This window comes from Rhizobium sp. A22-96 (assembly GCF_053521805.1).
The window spans coordinates 39947-55896 of sequence record NZ_JBNWDQ010000008.1; the positions used below are offsets into that span (position 1 = coordinate 39947).

At 55.8% G+C, this 15950-nt stretch carries 11 protein-coding genes; 3 read left to right on the forward strand and 8 right to left on the reverse strand.

The genetic code is table 11. The features are described from left to right. Positions 1–47: 47 nt before the first annotated feature. On the reverse strand, positions 48–1130 hold the full coding sequence (locus ACQZ6F_RS29750; protein WP_077471622.1) for a glycosyltransferase family 4 protein: 1083 nt from the start codon (positions 1128–1130) through the stop codon (positions 48–50). A 169-nt stretch (positions 1131–1299) separates the two neighbouring features. Then, on the reverse strand, positions 1300–2640 hold the full coding sequence (locus tag ACQZ6F_RS29755) for an NAD(P)-binding protein (protein ID WP_449094835.1): 1341 nt from the start codon (positions 2638–2640) through the stop codon (positions 1300–1302). Between the two features lie 305 nt (positions 2641–2945). Between ACQZ6F_RS29755 and ACQZ6F_RS29760 the strand changes: the two genes are divergently transcribed. Together ACQZ6F_RS29760 and ACQZ6F_RS29765 are read left to right on the forward strand one after the other, a co-directional pair. After that, positions 2946–4913 carry a hydrolase gene (locus ACQZ6F_RS29760; RefSeq protein WP_449094836.1) on the forward strand — a complete coding sequence of 656 codons (1968 nt, stop codon included), beginning with the start codon at positions 2946–2948 and terminating at the stop codon, positions 4911–4913. Between the two features lie 212 nt (positions 4914–5125). Next, complete coding sequence (locus ACQZ6F_RS29765; protein WP_449094837.1) at positions 5126–6565, forward strand: oligosaccharide flippase family protein; 1440 nt, start codon at positions 5126–5128, stop codon at positions 6563–6565. Positions 6566–6601: 36 nt separating this feature from the next. Here the strand turns inward: ACQZ6F_RS29765 and ACQZ6F_RS29770 are convergent, their stop codons facing one another. From ACQZ6F_RS29770 to ACQZ6F_RS29795, 6 genes are all read right to left on the reverse strand, one after another. Continuing rightward, positions 6602–7603, reverse strand: coding sequence for a glycosyltransferase family 2 protein (locus ACQZ6F_RS29770; RefSeq protein ID WP_077471626.1), 1002 nt, complete (start codon positions 7601–7603; stop codon positions 6602–6604). Between the two features lie 95 nt (positions 7604–7698). Further along, positions 7699–9405: a Wzz/FepE/Etk N-terminal domain-containing protein gene (locus ACQZ6F_RS29775; protein WP_449094838.1), complete on the reverse strand. Its 1707-nt coding sequence runs from the start codon at positions 9403–9405 to the stop codon at positions 7699–7701. Further along, the gene (locus tag ACQZ6F_RS29780) at positions 9402–11441 is read right to left on the reverse strand and encodes a glycosyltransferase (protein ID WP_449094839.1); all 2040 of its coding nucleotides are present in this window, start codon (positions 11439–11441) and stop codon (positions 9402–9404) included. The genes ACQZ6F_RS29775 and ACQZ6F_RS29780 overlap by 4 nt, the downstream gene beginning before the upstream one ends. After that, complete coding sequence (locus tag ACQZ6F_RS29785) at positions 11438–12841, reverse strand: hypothetical protein (RefSeq protein WP_449094840.1); 1404 nt, start codon at positions 12839–12841, stop codon at positions 11438–11440. Before ACQZ6F_RS29785 ends, ACQZ6F_RS29780 begins: the two co-directional genes overlap by 4 nt. A 140-nt stretch (positions 12842–12981) precedes the next feature. After that, on the reverse strand, positions 12982–13674 hold the full coding sequence (locus ACQZ6F_RS29790) for a class I SAM-dependent methyltransferase (RefSeq protein ID WP_449094841.1): 693 nt from the start codon (positions 13672–13674) through the stop codon (positions 12982–12984). Positions 13675–13815: 141 nt separating this feature from the next. After that, positions 13816–14529 carry a sugar transferase gene (locus tag ACQZ6F_RS29795; RefSeq protein WP_077471631.1) on the reverse strand — a complete coding sequence of 238 codons (714 nt, stop codon included), beginning with the start codon at positions 14527–14529 and terminating at the stop codon, positions 13816–13818. A gap of 303 nt (positions 14530–14832) precedes the next feature. Here ACQZ6F_RS29795 and ACQZ6F_RS29800 point away from each other — a divergent pair, with 303 nt between their 5' ends. Beyond that, positions 14833–15939: an IS630 family transposase gene (locus ACQZ6F_RS29800; protein ID WP_449094842.1), complete on the forward strand. Its 1107-nt coding sequence runs from the start codon at positions 14833–14835 to the stop codon at positions 15937–15939. Positions 15940–15950: the final 11 nt, after the last annotated feature.

The window sequence follows — 15950 nt, forward strand, 5'->3', positions numbered from 1 at the left end:
CCCATGGTCCGGTGGATCATCAGTGCGTCGCATCAAGCAGTCATGGTCTAGGCAGCGGCGGACGCGCTCTTGTTGTTCTTGGGAAGAACGCCGCCATAAACATCCAATGTTTCGCGTGCGACGCGATTGATGGTCAGGCGCTCGATGTGCACCTGGCTTTTGTCTTTCCATTCCCTGACATGGGCAGGGTTTTCAAGGAGGTGGCAAAGTGCGGCTGCAAGAGCGATTGGATCGTGTGGTGGTACGAGCATTCCGGCCGCGCCATATTCCAGCAATTGCGGAATACCGTCCACACTGCTGCCGATGACGGCACAGCCCGCCTCGCGAGCCTCTGATAGAACGAGCGGAGCAGGGTCTGCATGCGAGGGTAGTACGAAGATGTCCGCGGCCATCATCCAAGGAAATGGGTCCTCCTTTGCGCCGAGGAATTCGACGGCGGAAGCGCATTCCATATCGGCAACCATGCTACGGTAGTCGGCATGAAACGGGCCGTCTCCAACGATATGGAGCCGGGCCTGCGGATGCTCTTTGTAGGCGAGGCAAAAAGCTTCGAAGAGGTCGGGGAGCCCCTTTCTAGGGTGAAGTCCACCAACGAAAAGAATACTCGGTGACGTCATGACAACCGGGTTCCGACCACGCCCGTTGGAACGGACCGAGCCGATCGTCCCGTTCAAGACGACACGAAGCCGCGATGACGGTATTCCCCGCTTCCGCATCGAGGCGCCGACAGCGTCGCTAACAGCAATGACACGGTTACCAAGACCCATCAGGATCGCGCTCTTTTCAAACTCGTTGTGGACTGTGGTGACGAGAGGAACGCCCGAAAGCCGACAAATCGGCCATGCCAGAACGGCACTCGTCATCATGTGCGCGTGTATGACATCCGGCCGCCAAAGGTTCACGTGCTTGCGCAAGGCGAACGAAGATTTGAGTAGTTTGATCGGTTTGCGATGATGATCGATCATTACTGTCGTGACGTTGTTCTTATGCAGTATTTGGTCGAAATCGCCGCCGCCACTTGCGACGCAGACACTATGCCCCAGCTGCACCTGCGCACAGGCTAAATCGACTGCCGCATGAACATGTCCATTCAGCCTGTTTGTATGATTGAGGATATGTAAAATTCGCATTAAAACGCACCATATATATGTGTGATAAATATAGACACTCTATATCAAGGATGCATTTTGACTATGGTACAGTCTTTCCACCGGATCAATGATAAAAATTCCGATTTTAGCGAATGAAAATTCGAATTATATTCGTATTATTTCTGGTATATTCTTTATATCATGCAATTTAACTACCTACTGAGATGCGTAGCGCAGCTTCCGCTTCAACCGTAGAGGCGCGCGCAGTCGGTTGGTAGTTAAAGCCGCCCTGGCGGCCAAGAGATTCTAGGCCGAAGTCGCGAAGCTGCCGGATCGCTTCAGCTGCGTGCAGGGCAGCCCCTTTGCTATAGATCGGATAGGCCTCGTCAAGCACGTGACTGCCTTCCAGCCTGAGGTCGCCGCGAAACAGGCCATTGGTGTGAACATGGTCTCTGAAATCGCGTTCGGCTCGTTCTGTCGAGCCGCCGACATGGTTGCCGATGACTTCTGCCGTGAAATATTCCCGACCGTCGACCAGACCATAAAAATCGGAATACATCGTGAGGCGCTTCCAGGCGCCTTGATGGGAGAAGTTATAGATGATCGACTGGGAAAAGCCACGGTCACCAGCAAAACTGAAATAGAGGCCAATGAGCGTGATTGTCTCCAACTTTCGTCCTGAATCCCGCCGACACAATCGTTCCGCCATGTGGATGGGTATGGTTGAAATAATGCGATCGGACGTGACGATCCTGTCCTTGAGTTGTAGTTGAAATTGTCCGCCGACCTTGTCGATCGCCTGCATGTCGGCTGCCAGTTGAAATTCGGCACCATTTCTTTTCAGCCGTTCGGCTGCCGCACTATAGAGAAATTGGAATCCCTGTTTCGGGCGTGCCATCTGCCGGTTGGTCGGCCCTTGCTGTTTCCGCTTTAGCGCCCGTCCAATCAGGTTCCGGATGGAGGCGTGCTCACTGATCCAGAGCATCCGCTTACGCGCGAGATCGATGTCTATGCCGTCCGTTGCGATCCCGTAGAAGCGCTTCATGTAGGATTCAAGGCCGGATCGATACAAGAGACGGCTACCTATCCAGTAGCGTGCAAATTCCCTCGCATTGCGCATGTTTCGTTGAAAAAGCCGGGCATAGATGACTGAAGCGAATATTCGGATGGTCTCAGCTATTCCGGCTCCGAAGACATCGTCGCGGACCGAGATGGGGTAGGTGGTGATCATGCCCTGAGGATTGAGGCGCGCCCATCTTGGTTCGATCGGGATGTATAGTGGCAACAATTCCGGAAAGTGAGCGAGCAGCGGAGAATCGTCCTGAAATATCAGGCTGCCGATGTCAAACGTGTAGCCCCCGCATGACCAATCGATATGATTGCCGCCGATGTGGTCATACTCGTCAACGATCAGGACCCGACGCAGGCCGTCCCTTAAAAGAACGGATGCCGACACAAGTCCTGAAATACCCGCGCCAAGGACTATGGCGTCGAATTGTTCAGTTTGCGAAATGACGTCGCTAACGGTGAGATGGTCTGCATTGTCCATGGAGTCGTCCCCAGCTCCAGAGTTTTTATGAGCGTAATTTAAAATTACGTACAACGAAAGTTTAATTAAGATTTTTCATCAATCTATTTCGAGAAAATGTGTATAAATACGTCAGAATTGGCAAGGTGGAACAGAAATTCGAGTGAAATATTGAGTTATATTTAATTTAACTTGATATATTTCCGTGTATGTAGTTACAATGAATATTGGAGAGGGGTAAAACCCTCGGGTGAAGCCTGTTTGTCCTGAAGTAAATTACAACCTATAGACTGTGAATATTTCGGTAAACGCCGAGGGGGTATTTCGTGCTGCGGCCAAGCCTCGACGATCTCGATAACAGCATGGGCGAAATCAGGGTGATTTCGACCGATGTATTCGACACGCTGCTTCTGCGGCGAGGAAAATCGCAACGCTCGCGCATCGCTGCCGGCGAAGCACAGTTCGTCCATCTCCTGAAACAACGGGGCCTGATCGTCGGAATAGATGAGCTGGTAAGATGTCGCCTTCTTGCCCAGAAATTTGCCTACCGCGCGCTGAATATTGGCGAGGGTGTCGGCGAGGTGCGTCTCACGGATATTATCAGCTGGCAGCTGAAAATGCTTGGTTTGCCGGGCGATCTGGTCGATGAGCGTATCGCCATAGAACTTGCGATCGAGAAAACGTCTTTATCGGCAAATGCAGCGCTTGCGACCTTATTGAGGCAGCAACGGCAGGCTGGAATGCAGGTAATAGCTGTGAGCGATACGGCGCTTTCGACAGGCCAGCTTGCAGAATTGATCAATCACTTCCACGGTCCCGGGCTTATTGACAGGATCTACTCGAGCGCGGATGCCCAGACAAGCAAACGGTTCGGTGGCCTCTTTGCCGCGGTGCTCAAGGCGGAGGCTATTTCTGCGTCAAGCCTCCTGCACATCGGTGACGATGAGGCAGCCGACTTTCGGGTGCCAGACGGGATGGGGATCAAGACGCTTCATATGCCGAAAAGCTTGCTTGAACGCTACACCTCGCGTGTCGACGGCGCCAAAGCTGGCATGTTCAGCCATATTCGTCGGCATGCGGAGCGCCGTGGACATCTTCTTATGGAGCCGACCGACACGGTATCCTTTGGTCGCGAAGTCTTCGGGCCGATCGTTGCCGAGTTCTGCCTCTACATCTGGCTCTATGCGGAACAAGCCAAACGCAGCAGCGACACGACAGTGCTCTTCTGCGCAAGAGGTGGGATCGGCATCAGGGAAGCATTTGAACGAACGCTGCGCGCTCTTGGTCTCCCCTTCGATGTCAGGCGCGAAAATTTAATGATTTCACGCTTAGTCGCAGCGCGTTCTGCGGTCATCACCAGAAGTCCTGCGGTACTGGACGAGCTTGGCCGCGAATTCGAGCGCGGCAGTTTTGCGGATGTTGCGCGGGCACTCGGCGGAAAAAATTACGAATTGCCGGATATCTGGCATCAAACCTTCGATCCCACGCGCTTTTTCTCGCTGCTGGATACAGATGCCGGCCAGTCGGTGTTTGAGGATATTCGCAAGCAGAACGAATTGTTTGCGCGTCATCTCGAGGAAATATCGCCGGGCACAAAGCGTATTGTGCTTTGCGATACCGGTCTTTACGGCAGCACCCAGCGTTTGTTGACAGTCGGCTTTCCCGATCGCCGGTTCGAGACTATCCAGTTTGCTCGTTGCAACTATAAAGGGCTAAGCGAGGATCATTTCCCAAGAGTTGCCGGTCTGGTTGTCGAGCAAAATCTATACGATCCGCTCAAGCCGGAAACAACAGTCCTAAGATACTGGCAGATCATCGAGAGCTTGTTCGAGCCGGCGGTACAGTCAGTCCGCTACTTCAGCGAAACCGACGATGGCGCGGTCATGGCGAATTGCGGTGATATCCGCTTCGGCGCGCTCGATCCTTCCGCCGAAAATCCGCTTCTGCATGGGGCATTGCAATATATCGATCATGTCATGAGCGGTGCCCAGGTTTTACGCGAAGCCGACCATGCCTGGTTGCGGCTCAAACGCGCCATCGCCAATCCGGGCAAGATCGACATCATCGCACTCGGCGTCGGCGCTCGCTCCGTGGATTTCGGACGGTCGGACATGGTGCACGTGCTCAACCGCCCGCAAGCGGCGGACCTCGCCACGAAACTGAAGTCTGTGAAATCGCAGCTGTGGCGCGAGGGTGCTATCGCGCGTGATTTTCCACGTTTCAAACCGCCGCTGCTGGCGGCACTTGAAATGGCGCATGTGCTGAGGGGAGTTTCGGCGCGCCTGCATCGATGAACAGTTGAGTTTGCCAAGGATAGCTTCATGAGTGTTTTGATGCGCATGGGTCACCGCCTAACTCGAAGATCATCAGGCCATCGACCCGAAATTCAGGCAAAGAAGGCTGGAAGAACCGCGAGAGCACCGCTATTGCGCCGTTCACTGGATGCCCGAAAGATTGCGCGGCTCGCCGATGAGACGTGCCGGCGACGGGTGGGGTCCTAGTCGAGATGCTTGCACTCAAAGCCTTCAAGGGAGCAGGTTGGCTTGTCGTTTCGCGATTTGTAGGCCGCCTTATCGACTTTTGCACGCTGTTGTTCTTTGCTCGTATCCTCACACCTGCGGATTTTGGTCTGGCTGCTCTGGCGATGTCGCTTGTCGTCGTTGTCGATACGGTGCTGGAAGTACCGGTCACCCAGGCGATGGTCCGATTAACCGTGATCGACAAGAGTCATCTGGACACAGGTTTTACCCTGAGCATTTCAAGGAGCGGGCTGATTGCGGTCATTGTTATGATCGCCGCCTGGCCCTTCTCGATGTTCAATCACAATCCGCAGCTCACTCCGCTGATAGCCGTTCTTGCCGTCGGGCCGATCATCAAGGGGTTTTACAGTCCGGCCATGGTGCACTTCGTTCGGAAACTGGGTTTCCGGCAAACTTTCCTTCTCGAATTTAGCGGCAAGCTATGCGCCTTCGTCGTTGCGATGATTACGGTATTTTCCGGGGGGAGCTATTGGGCGATTGCCGCCAATTTCGTCACCAATTCGATGGCCGCGGTCGCGGTCTCCTATATGCTGGCACCCTACAGACCAGCCCTTTCCCTGGTACGCCTATCCGATTTCGCCGGCTTCGTCGGCTGGTTCAGTTCCGCGCAGCTGATCTCGGCGCTGAACTGGCAATTCGACCGCTTCCTGATTGGCGCCGCGACCGACAGCACCACGCTTGGTCGCTATGCTGTTGCGAGTGACGTATCCGTAGTGCCGACGCAAAGCCTGATAGGGCCAGCACTCCAGCCGGTGATGGCGGCGTTTTCGCTCATCACCTCGGATCCGCAGCGCATGCGGCTGGCCTTTCTCAAGGCTGCCCGCTTCGCGATGCTGATCTCGGTGCCGGCTTGCATCGGGATATCTTTGACGGCCGACCTTGTGACCGATCTGTTGCTCGGAGCAAAATGGAAAGATGCAGCACCTTTGCTCAGCATTCTGTCACTGGCGGTGATCCCTATACCCTATTTCCAGACCTTGTATTCCGCTAGCCTTGCCCTTGATCGTCCTCGCACTCTATTCAGGCTGAACGCCATTGATCTATGCCTGCGGATATTGCTGATCTCCGTTGGCTTTTATCTCTTTTCAGTCAGCGGTGTCGGCGTAGCGAGAGTTGTTCTCTCGGCAATCATGTTTGCCTTCTATCTGAATGAGGTACGGGTGCTGCTGGGACTTGGGATTTCGGCACAGTTGAAGAATCTCTGGAAGATCGTGCTTGCTGGCGTGGTGATGGTGGCGTGGGTTGTCATATTGCGAGAGCAATTGGCAGGTAGGTCGTTGAACCACATATTGGAGCTTGCCTTTGTCGCGACAACCGGCGCCGCAGCCTATGTCGGGACACTCCTGGTTCTCGGTGTCCGCTTGATTGCCGGAGGCGGTCGCCTCGAGCTGGCCGATCGGCGATAGCCGCGTACACGATCCGTAACGGCGGGCGTCGAGCCTTTATATCAACGCCTGAAGTAGTCCGATTGTGGAACGCTTTCCGGCATTGAGCCGATAGGCAAGACCGCGACGGGCGTTTCGGTTTGGCAATACCATGGTCAGCAGGCAGAACGCTGTGATCGTCACCTTGGTCTTCACGGGATAATATTCTCGCCAGAGCTGCCCAAGCAGGGGCAGAAGGATTGAAGCGGACGGCCGTCGACCCTCAGCAATCGCCAAATAGAAGCTGCGTTCGAGATAGAAATAGGCTTTCTCGGGGGCAACCAGATCTTCCGCCCGGTCATACTGCGTCAAGATCTGGCGCAGATGCTCCATCCGCAATACAAAACGGTGCAGTTCTGCGCGCAGTGAAACCGGATCGACCGGGCGACCCAATCCGGAGATGTTGCGGCCGTGGACGCGATACCGTCCCAGTTTGTCCGAAAGGCTCACCACATCTCCCATGAAGGGCGCGATGAAGAGGATTATGCCATCGACCGCCCGATCATAGTCCATTTCGCGAAGATACTCACAGACGTCGCGCCTGAACACATTGCCCGATGTCGGAGGGCTGGTGTAGACACCCGTGCGCAGCACGCGATCCCTGATCGTATGACGGTCGCGAAAAGCCTCCAGAGTTGTTCCGCTGCTGGTGACGTTTCCTTGGTGATCGATGCGCGTCAGCGAGAACTGAAGCTTGGCAACGTCACTATCCAGCTTGGATAATATCGTGGCGAGCGAGCCAGGAGCCAACTCGTCGTCTGCGTCGAGAAACAGGATAAAGGGTGCGTGCGTCCGTTCGAGCCCGTAGAAGCCGGCGGCTCTTTGCCCACTATTTTCGATCCGGTAAGCCGTGACACCTTCACGCTGGATGACATCCCACGACGAATCCGTAGAGCCATCGTCGACGACAACAAGCTCGCACTCCTCGCAGCCCTGGGAGACGACGCTGCGGATTGCGTTCGCCACGTAGGCCTCGTAGTTCCAGCAGGTTATGACGACGGCAATTCGCGGTATCTCCATTTTGTCCTATCTACCCCTCATTCTAAACCGATCCGTTGAAGCCACCCGGCCTTGGCGCCATCTGCCGTAGCCGTTCTGCCATCGGGTGCTGCGCATCAGGTCTTTGCCAGGTCGATGACAGTACCGATGACATTGGCGCCGGAGCGCCGCAATTGTTGCAATGCGTCACTGACCTCGTCCGTCGTTGTTTTTCCGGCGTGCGCCACGATCAACACCGCGTCCGCGTGGGCCGCCAAAGCCAGGGCATCACTTGAGCCATCTATCGGCGGTAGGCCTAGGAGAACATCTCCTCTGGCGCGCGCGGTTTCCACAATCCGCCCGACCCGACGATCACGAAAATCGACATAGAGGTTCGTCAGGGCGTTGTTGGAGTGGATCGGAAGGACGGCGATGCCATGGCCGTCGCCGCGGCCGTTGGCAAAGATCACCTGCTCGGGGCGTATGTCGGCAACGAGAGCATCGGCCAGAGAGGTCGTCGCCAGCCTTTCCGGATCATGATCTCTGAGATCGGACGGATGCGTCTCGGCGTTGAAGAGCGTGATATGCCGGCCGCTTCGATTGATGAATTGCGCCAGGCTAAGGCACAGGGCCGAAACGCCCGAGGCACCGTCCCAGGCGGTGACAGCGACAATGATGCCGCGTTCGTTGCGAATTGCCGAGCAAGCGATTTCGATGGATGTCCGAAGGTCTCGTATTGCAGCAGCGTAAGCATTGCCTGGCTGGTTGATGACGACGGAAACGTGTCGGCGGTGTGAGCCCCGAAAGACACCCCCACGACTTACCGCATCCGGTAGTGTTCCCAGACAGGGTATTCCGGTGTCGCGCGCCAAATCCTTGCCGTTACGCACCTTGCGATCAAGCGCCAGATTGAGCGCAATGAAGGAAAAGCTGCAAAGCAGACCGAGAATGCCGCCCAGGGCTGTGATTAACGTGGTGCGTGGGCCGGATGGGCCGAGCGGTGCTTGCGCGGCGCCGATAATCCGGGCGTCTCCGTCGGGGGTAGGGATTGCGGGCAGTGCGCCTTGCTTCATGGCAATCGTCGCAGCGTCGACCTGTGCCGCCAATGCGTCGAGGCGCCATTGCAAGACTTCAGTCCCCGCCTGCGCCATTTCTTCCTTAGAGGTAACGGCCTGGAGGACATAGCCGGAAACCGCGGCATTGGCGATACGGGCGGCAAGTGCCGGATCGGATGAGGAGTAGCTGATCTCTATGACATAGGATTGGCCCACGCGGCGCACGTCGAGATGTTGTGCGAAATTCTGGAATGCTGCCTCGCGACCGTCGGCGTTGCGTGATGTCGTGGTGTCAGACGGACGTGGAGCTTTGCCTCCACCTGGACCGGTTATCTTGAGCCACAATCCATCCAGAACGCCTTCCACTTTGTTGACGATGATATCGCGCATGCGCGGCGGTTGCGGACCGAGTTCCGGGCTATTGGCCAGATCCAGACTGTCGAAAACTGCGGAAAGCAGTCGCTCCGAGCGGATAATCTGCAGTTCACTATCCGCCCTGTTCGGGTCCAGGTTTTGCGCGTCCTGACTGGAGGCCAGCGTCGAGCGATGCGGCTCAAGCAGAATTGAAGCCGTCGCGGTATAAATGCGCGGTAACGAATGAGCGTAAAATGCCGCAACGCCGATGCCGACGGCAGTGCAGAGGATCAGCGTCGTCTTGTGATTCAGCGCCAGCATGCTCATCGAGCGCAGCAGCGCGATCGGTCCTTCGTTGGATCTGTCGGTGGAAAGGTCGTCGAGCCGCCAGAGCCGGGACGAACGTTCCAAGAGAGACGGGCTGTTCTGCGTCATCTAGTCCTGACCTCCGACTTAAGTTGCGCTGGGTTGTTTCTAGGCTGCAGTCCAGCCGCACGCTCGGGCTGCAGATGGCCGCGAAGAAGATCGACGATGGCAATCAGATTGCCCCTCAGACGTCCCCGGCGATCGACGAAGGGCTCGGGCCGAGCTGCTCGGGCGAAGTTCATGGCCATGTTGCAGAAGATGTGATTGGCGACCATCGCACCGCTCATCGTTCCCTTGCTGAGCATGTAGATGGGGTTTACGATCTGCGAATAGCCGAACCGTTCCCCGCTGACGCGGCCGCTTTTGACGCCCATGTGCACGCCGAAAGCCTCCGCGGATTTGACGAAGCGGCCACCGCGTTTGGCCAGGGTCGCGGCAAAATCACGGTCCTCGAGCCAGCCGTAGAGAACCAGGCGCTCATCGAAACGCGTTTCCCCGAGGCTTTCCACCCGGAACGCCATGTTGCAGCCATAAGGGCTATAGGGCTCAATCCAGGCCCAGTCGCTTGGCTTGGCTGCGTCAACAAGGCGCAATGCCTCCTCGAACCCTATTCCCGGACCGCCGACGCCATCGGCAAGAACGCGTCCGGTGAAACCAACGATCTGATGGTCATCACGGAATGCTCTAGCCGCTGCCGCCAGCCATTTCTTGTCGGCCAGGAAGTCGTCGTCGAAAAAGGCGACGATTTCGCAGTCCTCCGGAAGGCTCAGAAGGGCGGTGTTGCGTTGGCTGGTTAGGCCCGGAGCACCGGTTACCACTGTCACTTCCTGATGGCCGACAAGATCGCCGGCATCCGCGATATCGGGGCAGGAAACGATGACGGCCATTGGCTTCAATGTTTGCGTGGCCAGCAGGTGGCGCACGGTAGCGCTGACGATACCCGGGCGTCCCCGCGTTGCGACGATGACAGCGACACGTGGAGCGCTTGTACTGGATGGTTTGTATGTCTTTGGCCGGGCGATAGGCTGTTCAAGTAATTCCATGTAACCGGCTGCGGTTTGTGACCAGGAGAAGTTTCCGATCTGTTCATATCCCCGCCCGACGAGGTCTTCGCACAGGGCCGAGGACTCTTTTAGAGTTTGGATTTGCCGGACCCAGGCGGCCGGATCCGTGGGCGAGGCGAACAGCGCCGCTTCGCCGCAGACCTCCGGTATGCTGGCGCAATGAGAGGCGACGACAGGGCACCCCCGTGCCATCGCCTCGACGATCGGAAGGCCAAAGCCTTCAGTCAAGGATGGAAAGGCAAGGCAGAGTGCTCTTTCGAGCAGGTAAGCTAGGTCATGGTCAGAGACGCGGCCGATCAGATGGACATTCGATCTTTCCCTGAGGGCTCCGGGAACGAAAATATCCGCGCCTCCGCCGGCGATCACGATGTCGACACCGATCTCGTCAAGTCCCGAAGCCGCGTCGATAAGGAGAGCGAGATTTTTGTGACGTGCTTGGGAGCCGAGGGCGAGAATAAACCGGCGATCGCTCCGCCCCAAGGTCTGGGCTATGAAGCTCGGCGCGATTTGCGCCAGCGCCGGATCCCAGCCCAGTGCGTGTTCGTGACCGTTCGGAAGCACGACGATGTCGTCCAGTTTGATCGGTAAATGCCGGGTGATCTGCCGCGCGGCGGCATGTGATACGGTGACGATACGGGCGGACCGGCGCACGAGCAGCGGCTGCAGGGTCTGATAGACGGCACGGAATGCGCGGCTGTAGCTGTCGGGGGTGGTGAAAACATTGGCGTCATGAATGCAGACGATTTGATCAGTCTTTGTGGCGGGCGCGGTATTGCACAGATTGAGGAGCCGGCCATGCCATTGCGCAGGGAGTGTCATCTGTTCCCAGGCGTGACCGGAAAGAGCTCCGGATTGAACCAGCGGCATATGGCCGAAGCCGGGATCTGGTGCCCCTGAAGGCGCGATGATTGCAGCGTGTTTGTCCACGGCAGCAAGCGCCCCGTCGAGGGCTCGCACAACGTTCGAGGCATAGCGCTGCACTCCCGTTGCATTTTGCGTGAGGAAACGGCCGTTGACCGCAAAGAGGGCGCGAGCGCTCATATGGCGATTGCTCCTATGGGGCGGTTCGCATGCACTATTTGCCTGCTGCGCTCGGGCCACGCCGAGGCCAGGCCGGCGAGCATGCAGAAGAAAAGACCCTGATCGATAACGGGGCTGACCAGCATGTCGCCCACCAGCAACCCGAAGCAGCCATTACATGCCGACAAACGCGCATCCGCTGTGAAGCTTCCAGGGATGCCACGCTTTCTGATCAGGGCCCCAAAGGCGAAGAGCAGATAGAAGACGGTTCCGGCGACGCCGACATTGGCAAGAAGCGCGAGTATAAAGCTGGATGTGCGGGCAGTGCCGAGGCCAACGCCCAGTCCCATGGTGTCGAAGACATTCTGAATTGCGACAGTATTCCACGCGCCCCGTTCAATTGCCGAGTTTGACGTGGATTTACCGAGTGCGACAATATCGATGTAGTTGTAGACAAGTTTCGACATGGTTGGATCGGTTGCAACAAGAAGCGCAGCGGCGACCGCGATCGTCGGCACGAATACGATGATCAGGGTACTGAAGCGGCGTGCATTCTTTCGCCCTCCGACCATGATGGCGGTTCCATAGAGGACCAATCCCATCACGGGCGCCCCGACGAGGCCAGTCGACGACGTCGACATCACAACCAGCGCAAGTGATGCTGCCGCGATTGATCCGGTAAGATAGGGATGACGGCCACAAAGCCAGAGCGTACCGGAAAAGGCGAATACACCAAGTGTCGATCGAGCGTAGGATGACGCCTCTGTAAAGGAGCCGACGATACGCTTGACACCCGCGACCTGGTCATCTGTATGAAGAACGTATTGAGCATTCCGCATGAAGGCGAGCATACTCTGTGTTCCCGTCGAATAGGTCGCAATATCGAGCAATGCAAAGAGCGTGTTGGCGATACTATAGGCAAGTAAGCCTATGAGAACGGCATTGAAGCCCTGTCTGGTCGATGCAACGGCAACCGTCATCGCAAAACAGAGCAGGTTTCCTACCATGTAAACGCTTTGCGTGAGGTTGCTTGAGACAGGGACCAGCGGAACTGTGGAGCGGCTGTCATCGAACATCGTTGTTCCAAGCGGAACGATCTGTGTGATGCCGGACAGAAGGCGGGGCGCGAAATAGGCGGTCAGCAAGCCATAGAAGACAAGCAGGGCAAACCAGAAGCCTGGTTCGCCAAACCGCAATGCATGAACAAATGCGACGGCGGAGCGCTCACGCGTGATAATGCCAACGGCGAGAAATCCGAGAAGAACATGGCCAGGTTGAATATTTGCAGATCCTATGAACATCGCCGCAGCTGACCCGAATACCGCTGCAATCGCCAGCGCGATGGTTGTCGCGCGGTTTCCAAGAAACAGACAAAAGAGACCACATAAAATTGCGGCAATACCGATAGGCTCGATGCTCATGGCAGGGCCTTTCGATGCTCATGACGATAAGTGGCAGGCAGCCGACCGTCGGGTACGGACCATAAGTGAACGCATGAATCGGATTTTGTGCTTCTCAATTTCCGGGCGACAGCATACGTTCGGAGCGGCTGCATCGGCGGCTACTCGGCAAGAACAAGGAGAGAATAGCCGCCCAGAATCCGTACAGCCAGATCCGGATGAAGAGAATAAAGCAATTTGCGCGGCAACCGCATCAGCATGCTGCTGAATGCTTGATTGGGAAGCTCGAGGCGGCTCGCCGTATATGTATAATCGACGATTGAATAACCGCAGTCGGTAAGTGTCGCAAGTGCAGTATCCTTGAAGAAATAGTGCAGATGCCCGACATTTGCGCGCAGTTTTGTAATTGGCCACGCACGCAACAGTGATTGCACGGACAGATCAAGCGGGATGTGGAAAATCTTGTAGCGACCGCAAGAGCGCAACCCCTTGATAAAGGTGATGTAATCCTCGACATGCTCAATGACATCGGCAATCACGGCAATATCGTATTGCGCATCTTTTTCCTGGAGAATGTCGCCCATACGGAAGGCTACTCGGCTCGTTTCCTTGGTTTTGGCCCTTTGATACGCATGAGGGGAGATTTCGTAGCCTGTCAAACGCGCTTTTGGAAATGTGCGGGACAGATTCAGGAGGATTTCACCCGTGCCGCAGCCGACTTCGCAAAGGCTTTCGAAGTCCAGCCGGTTCTTGCGAATGATCGCTTCGATCTGACGCGCCTTCCACGGTGAATCCTCCTCATGCCACGTTGGATTGAGTTCTGCGTAGTGATCGGTGAGATAAATGTCGTGCAAAGCTAACCATTCCTCATCAAGAGTTCGATTGCTGCGGACTGCGAAAGAAACCTGGCGATATCGGATCGCTATCAAGCGACCCCGGCTTACAGCTCTCCAAATCCAACACAGCCAAATGGCCGAGTGGAATTGGTTGGTAGATCAATAGCTGCCTCGCGAGGTCAAGACTGCCGGAATGGTCTTGGCCATAATGACAATGTCGCCCACCAGGCTTTGCTCCGTCACGTAGCGCGTGTCGAGTTCGACGCGCGTATCGTAGCTGGTATCGCTGCGCCCGCTTACCTGCCAGAGGCCGGTCAAGCCGGGGCGAACCCGCATGTAGTCGACAAAATGGACCCCGTAGAGCTCCGCCTCGCTTGTAACGATGGGGCGCGGACCAACAAGGCTCATCTCACCCCGGATTACGTTCAGGAGTTGAGGGATTTCATCGACGCTGTTCTTGCGCAGCAGCTGGCCGAAAGGGGTAACACGCGGGTCGTCCTTAAGTTTTCTTGTCGCATTCCATTCGGCTCTGAGGGCGGGATTGGTATCCAGATGGCGCGCTAGGACCTCCTCACTGTTGACGACCATTGTCCTGAACTTAAAGCAGGAAAACAGCACTCCATGCCTGCCAATTCGCCGATGTGAATGAAAGATGGGGCGACCCTGGGTCACGAGAAGGATAGCCACCACCATCAGGATCATCGGTGCCAATACAACCAAGGCAATTACGGCCAGCGTTGCGTCAATAAGGCGCTTAATGGCCTGGGAGTACATCTTCCTTGATGGTGCTGCGCGGGCGGTCGTGCCGGGTAACCGAGATGTTCGTAGGTCACCCAAAGGGGCGAGTTCACGTCTAAGGTCTATTTCCCTCATCAGCTTGCTCCGTATTCGGAAGACTAAAGAAATGTTGCTTGAAATGCCTGGAAAGGTGCTGTCCCGCACCTGACGTGAATGTACAGTTAAGTTAACAAACAATAAATAAATTGACAATAACTTTATTGCGTCGCAATATATGCGCATGAATTATGATATATTCGAGTTATCACACGCAATAATTAGGTGTTATTAAGTCTAATGTAGTGATAAAGTTGTATGTCTATTTAGTTGTATCGACAATAGACTGGAACTGAATTTCGCATCATTTAGCAAGTACTTGTTTTTACGGGGAACGTAACAATGGCGAGTGCAACCGGAAGACCGACGGAGCCCCTGGTTCTGAGTAGGGAAGAGCGGGATTATCTGGAGCTGCAGGTTCACCAACATCAGACGGTGACGCGGTCCATGACGGAGCGATGTCAGATCATCCTTCGCTGTGCCGACGGCATAACCAGCAAGGCTGTGGCGGCGGAGTTGGGCATTCATGAAAATACTGTCGGCAAGTGGCGGCGACGCTTTTTAAGGAACCGCATCGATGGCCTTTTCGATGAAGAGCGCCCCGGAAGACCGCGCACTATAGATGATGCACAGATTGCGGCGGTCATCGAGCGCACGCTGCAGTCGGCGCCTGACGATGCTCCTCATTGGTCGATCCGTTCAATGGCCGCATCAACGGGCTTCTCCCACACGACAATCCGGCGAATCTGGGCGGCGTTCGGGCTTCAGCCTCATCGCGGTCAGTCCTACAAACTGTCGGCCGATCCGATTTTCGTGGATAAAGTCTGTGATATTGTTGGACTTTATATGTTTCCGCCAAATCGAGCGCTGGCGCTAAGCGTCAACGAGAAAGGTTGCAAGCAGGACGTCTGTGGCAAGCCTATCGCTTCGACAACAATGCACTCAGCTGCCGAGCGGAAAGTGCCAGCCTACGTTCAGCACGGGGCTACGTCGCTCTTCATCGCTCTTGATGTCGTCTCTGGTTTTGTGATCGACGATCACCACAAGCAGCATAAGGCGGGGGAATTCCTCGATTTCCTGAAGCAGATTGATGTGAGCGTCGACGCGGAATTGGACATTCATATCATCCTGGATCATTGCAACGTGCACAAGGTGGCGATGGTGCGATCCTGGCTAATGCATCGGCCTCGCTATCATGTGCATTTCATGCCCACGGCGACATTGTGGTTACGCCAGGTGGAAAGCTTGTTTATGGAAGTTAGCCGTCGGCAAGCGACGCATGGCACCTCGAAGTCTGCAAGCCAGTTAGAGGCCGACATCCGGGCCTTTATCGAACGGCACAGTCAAAATCTGAAGCCCTACAAATGGATAGGATCTACCGATGAGATAAAGTCGTCAGGCAAGCGTTTCGACAAAAAAACGCAGCAGACGTTATATCGAGAACTTTAAGTGCATCAAGA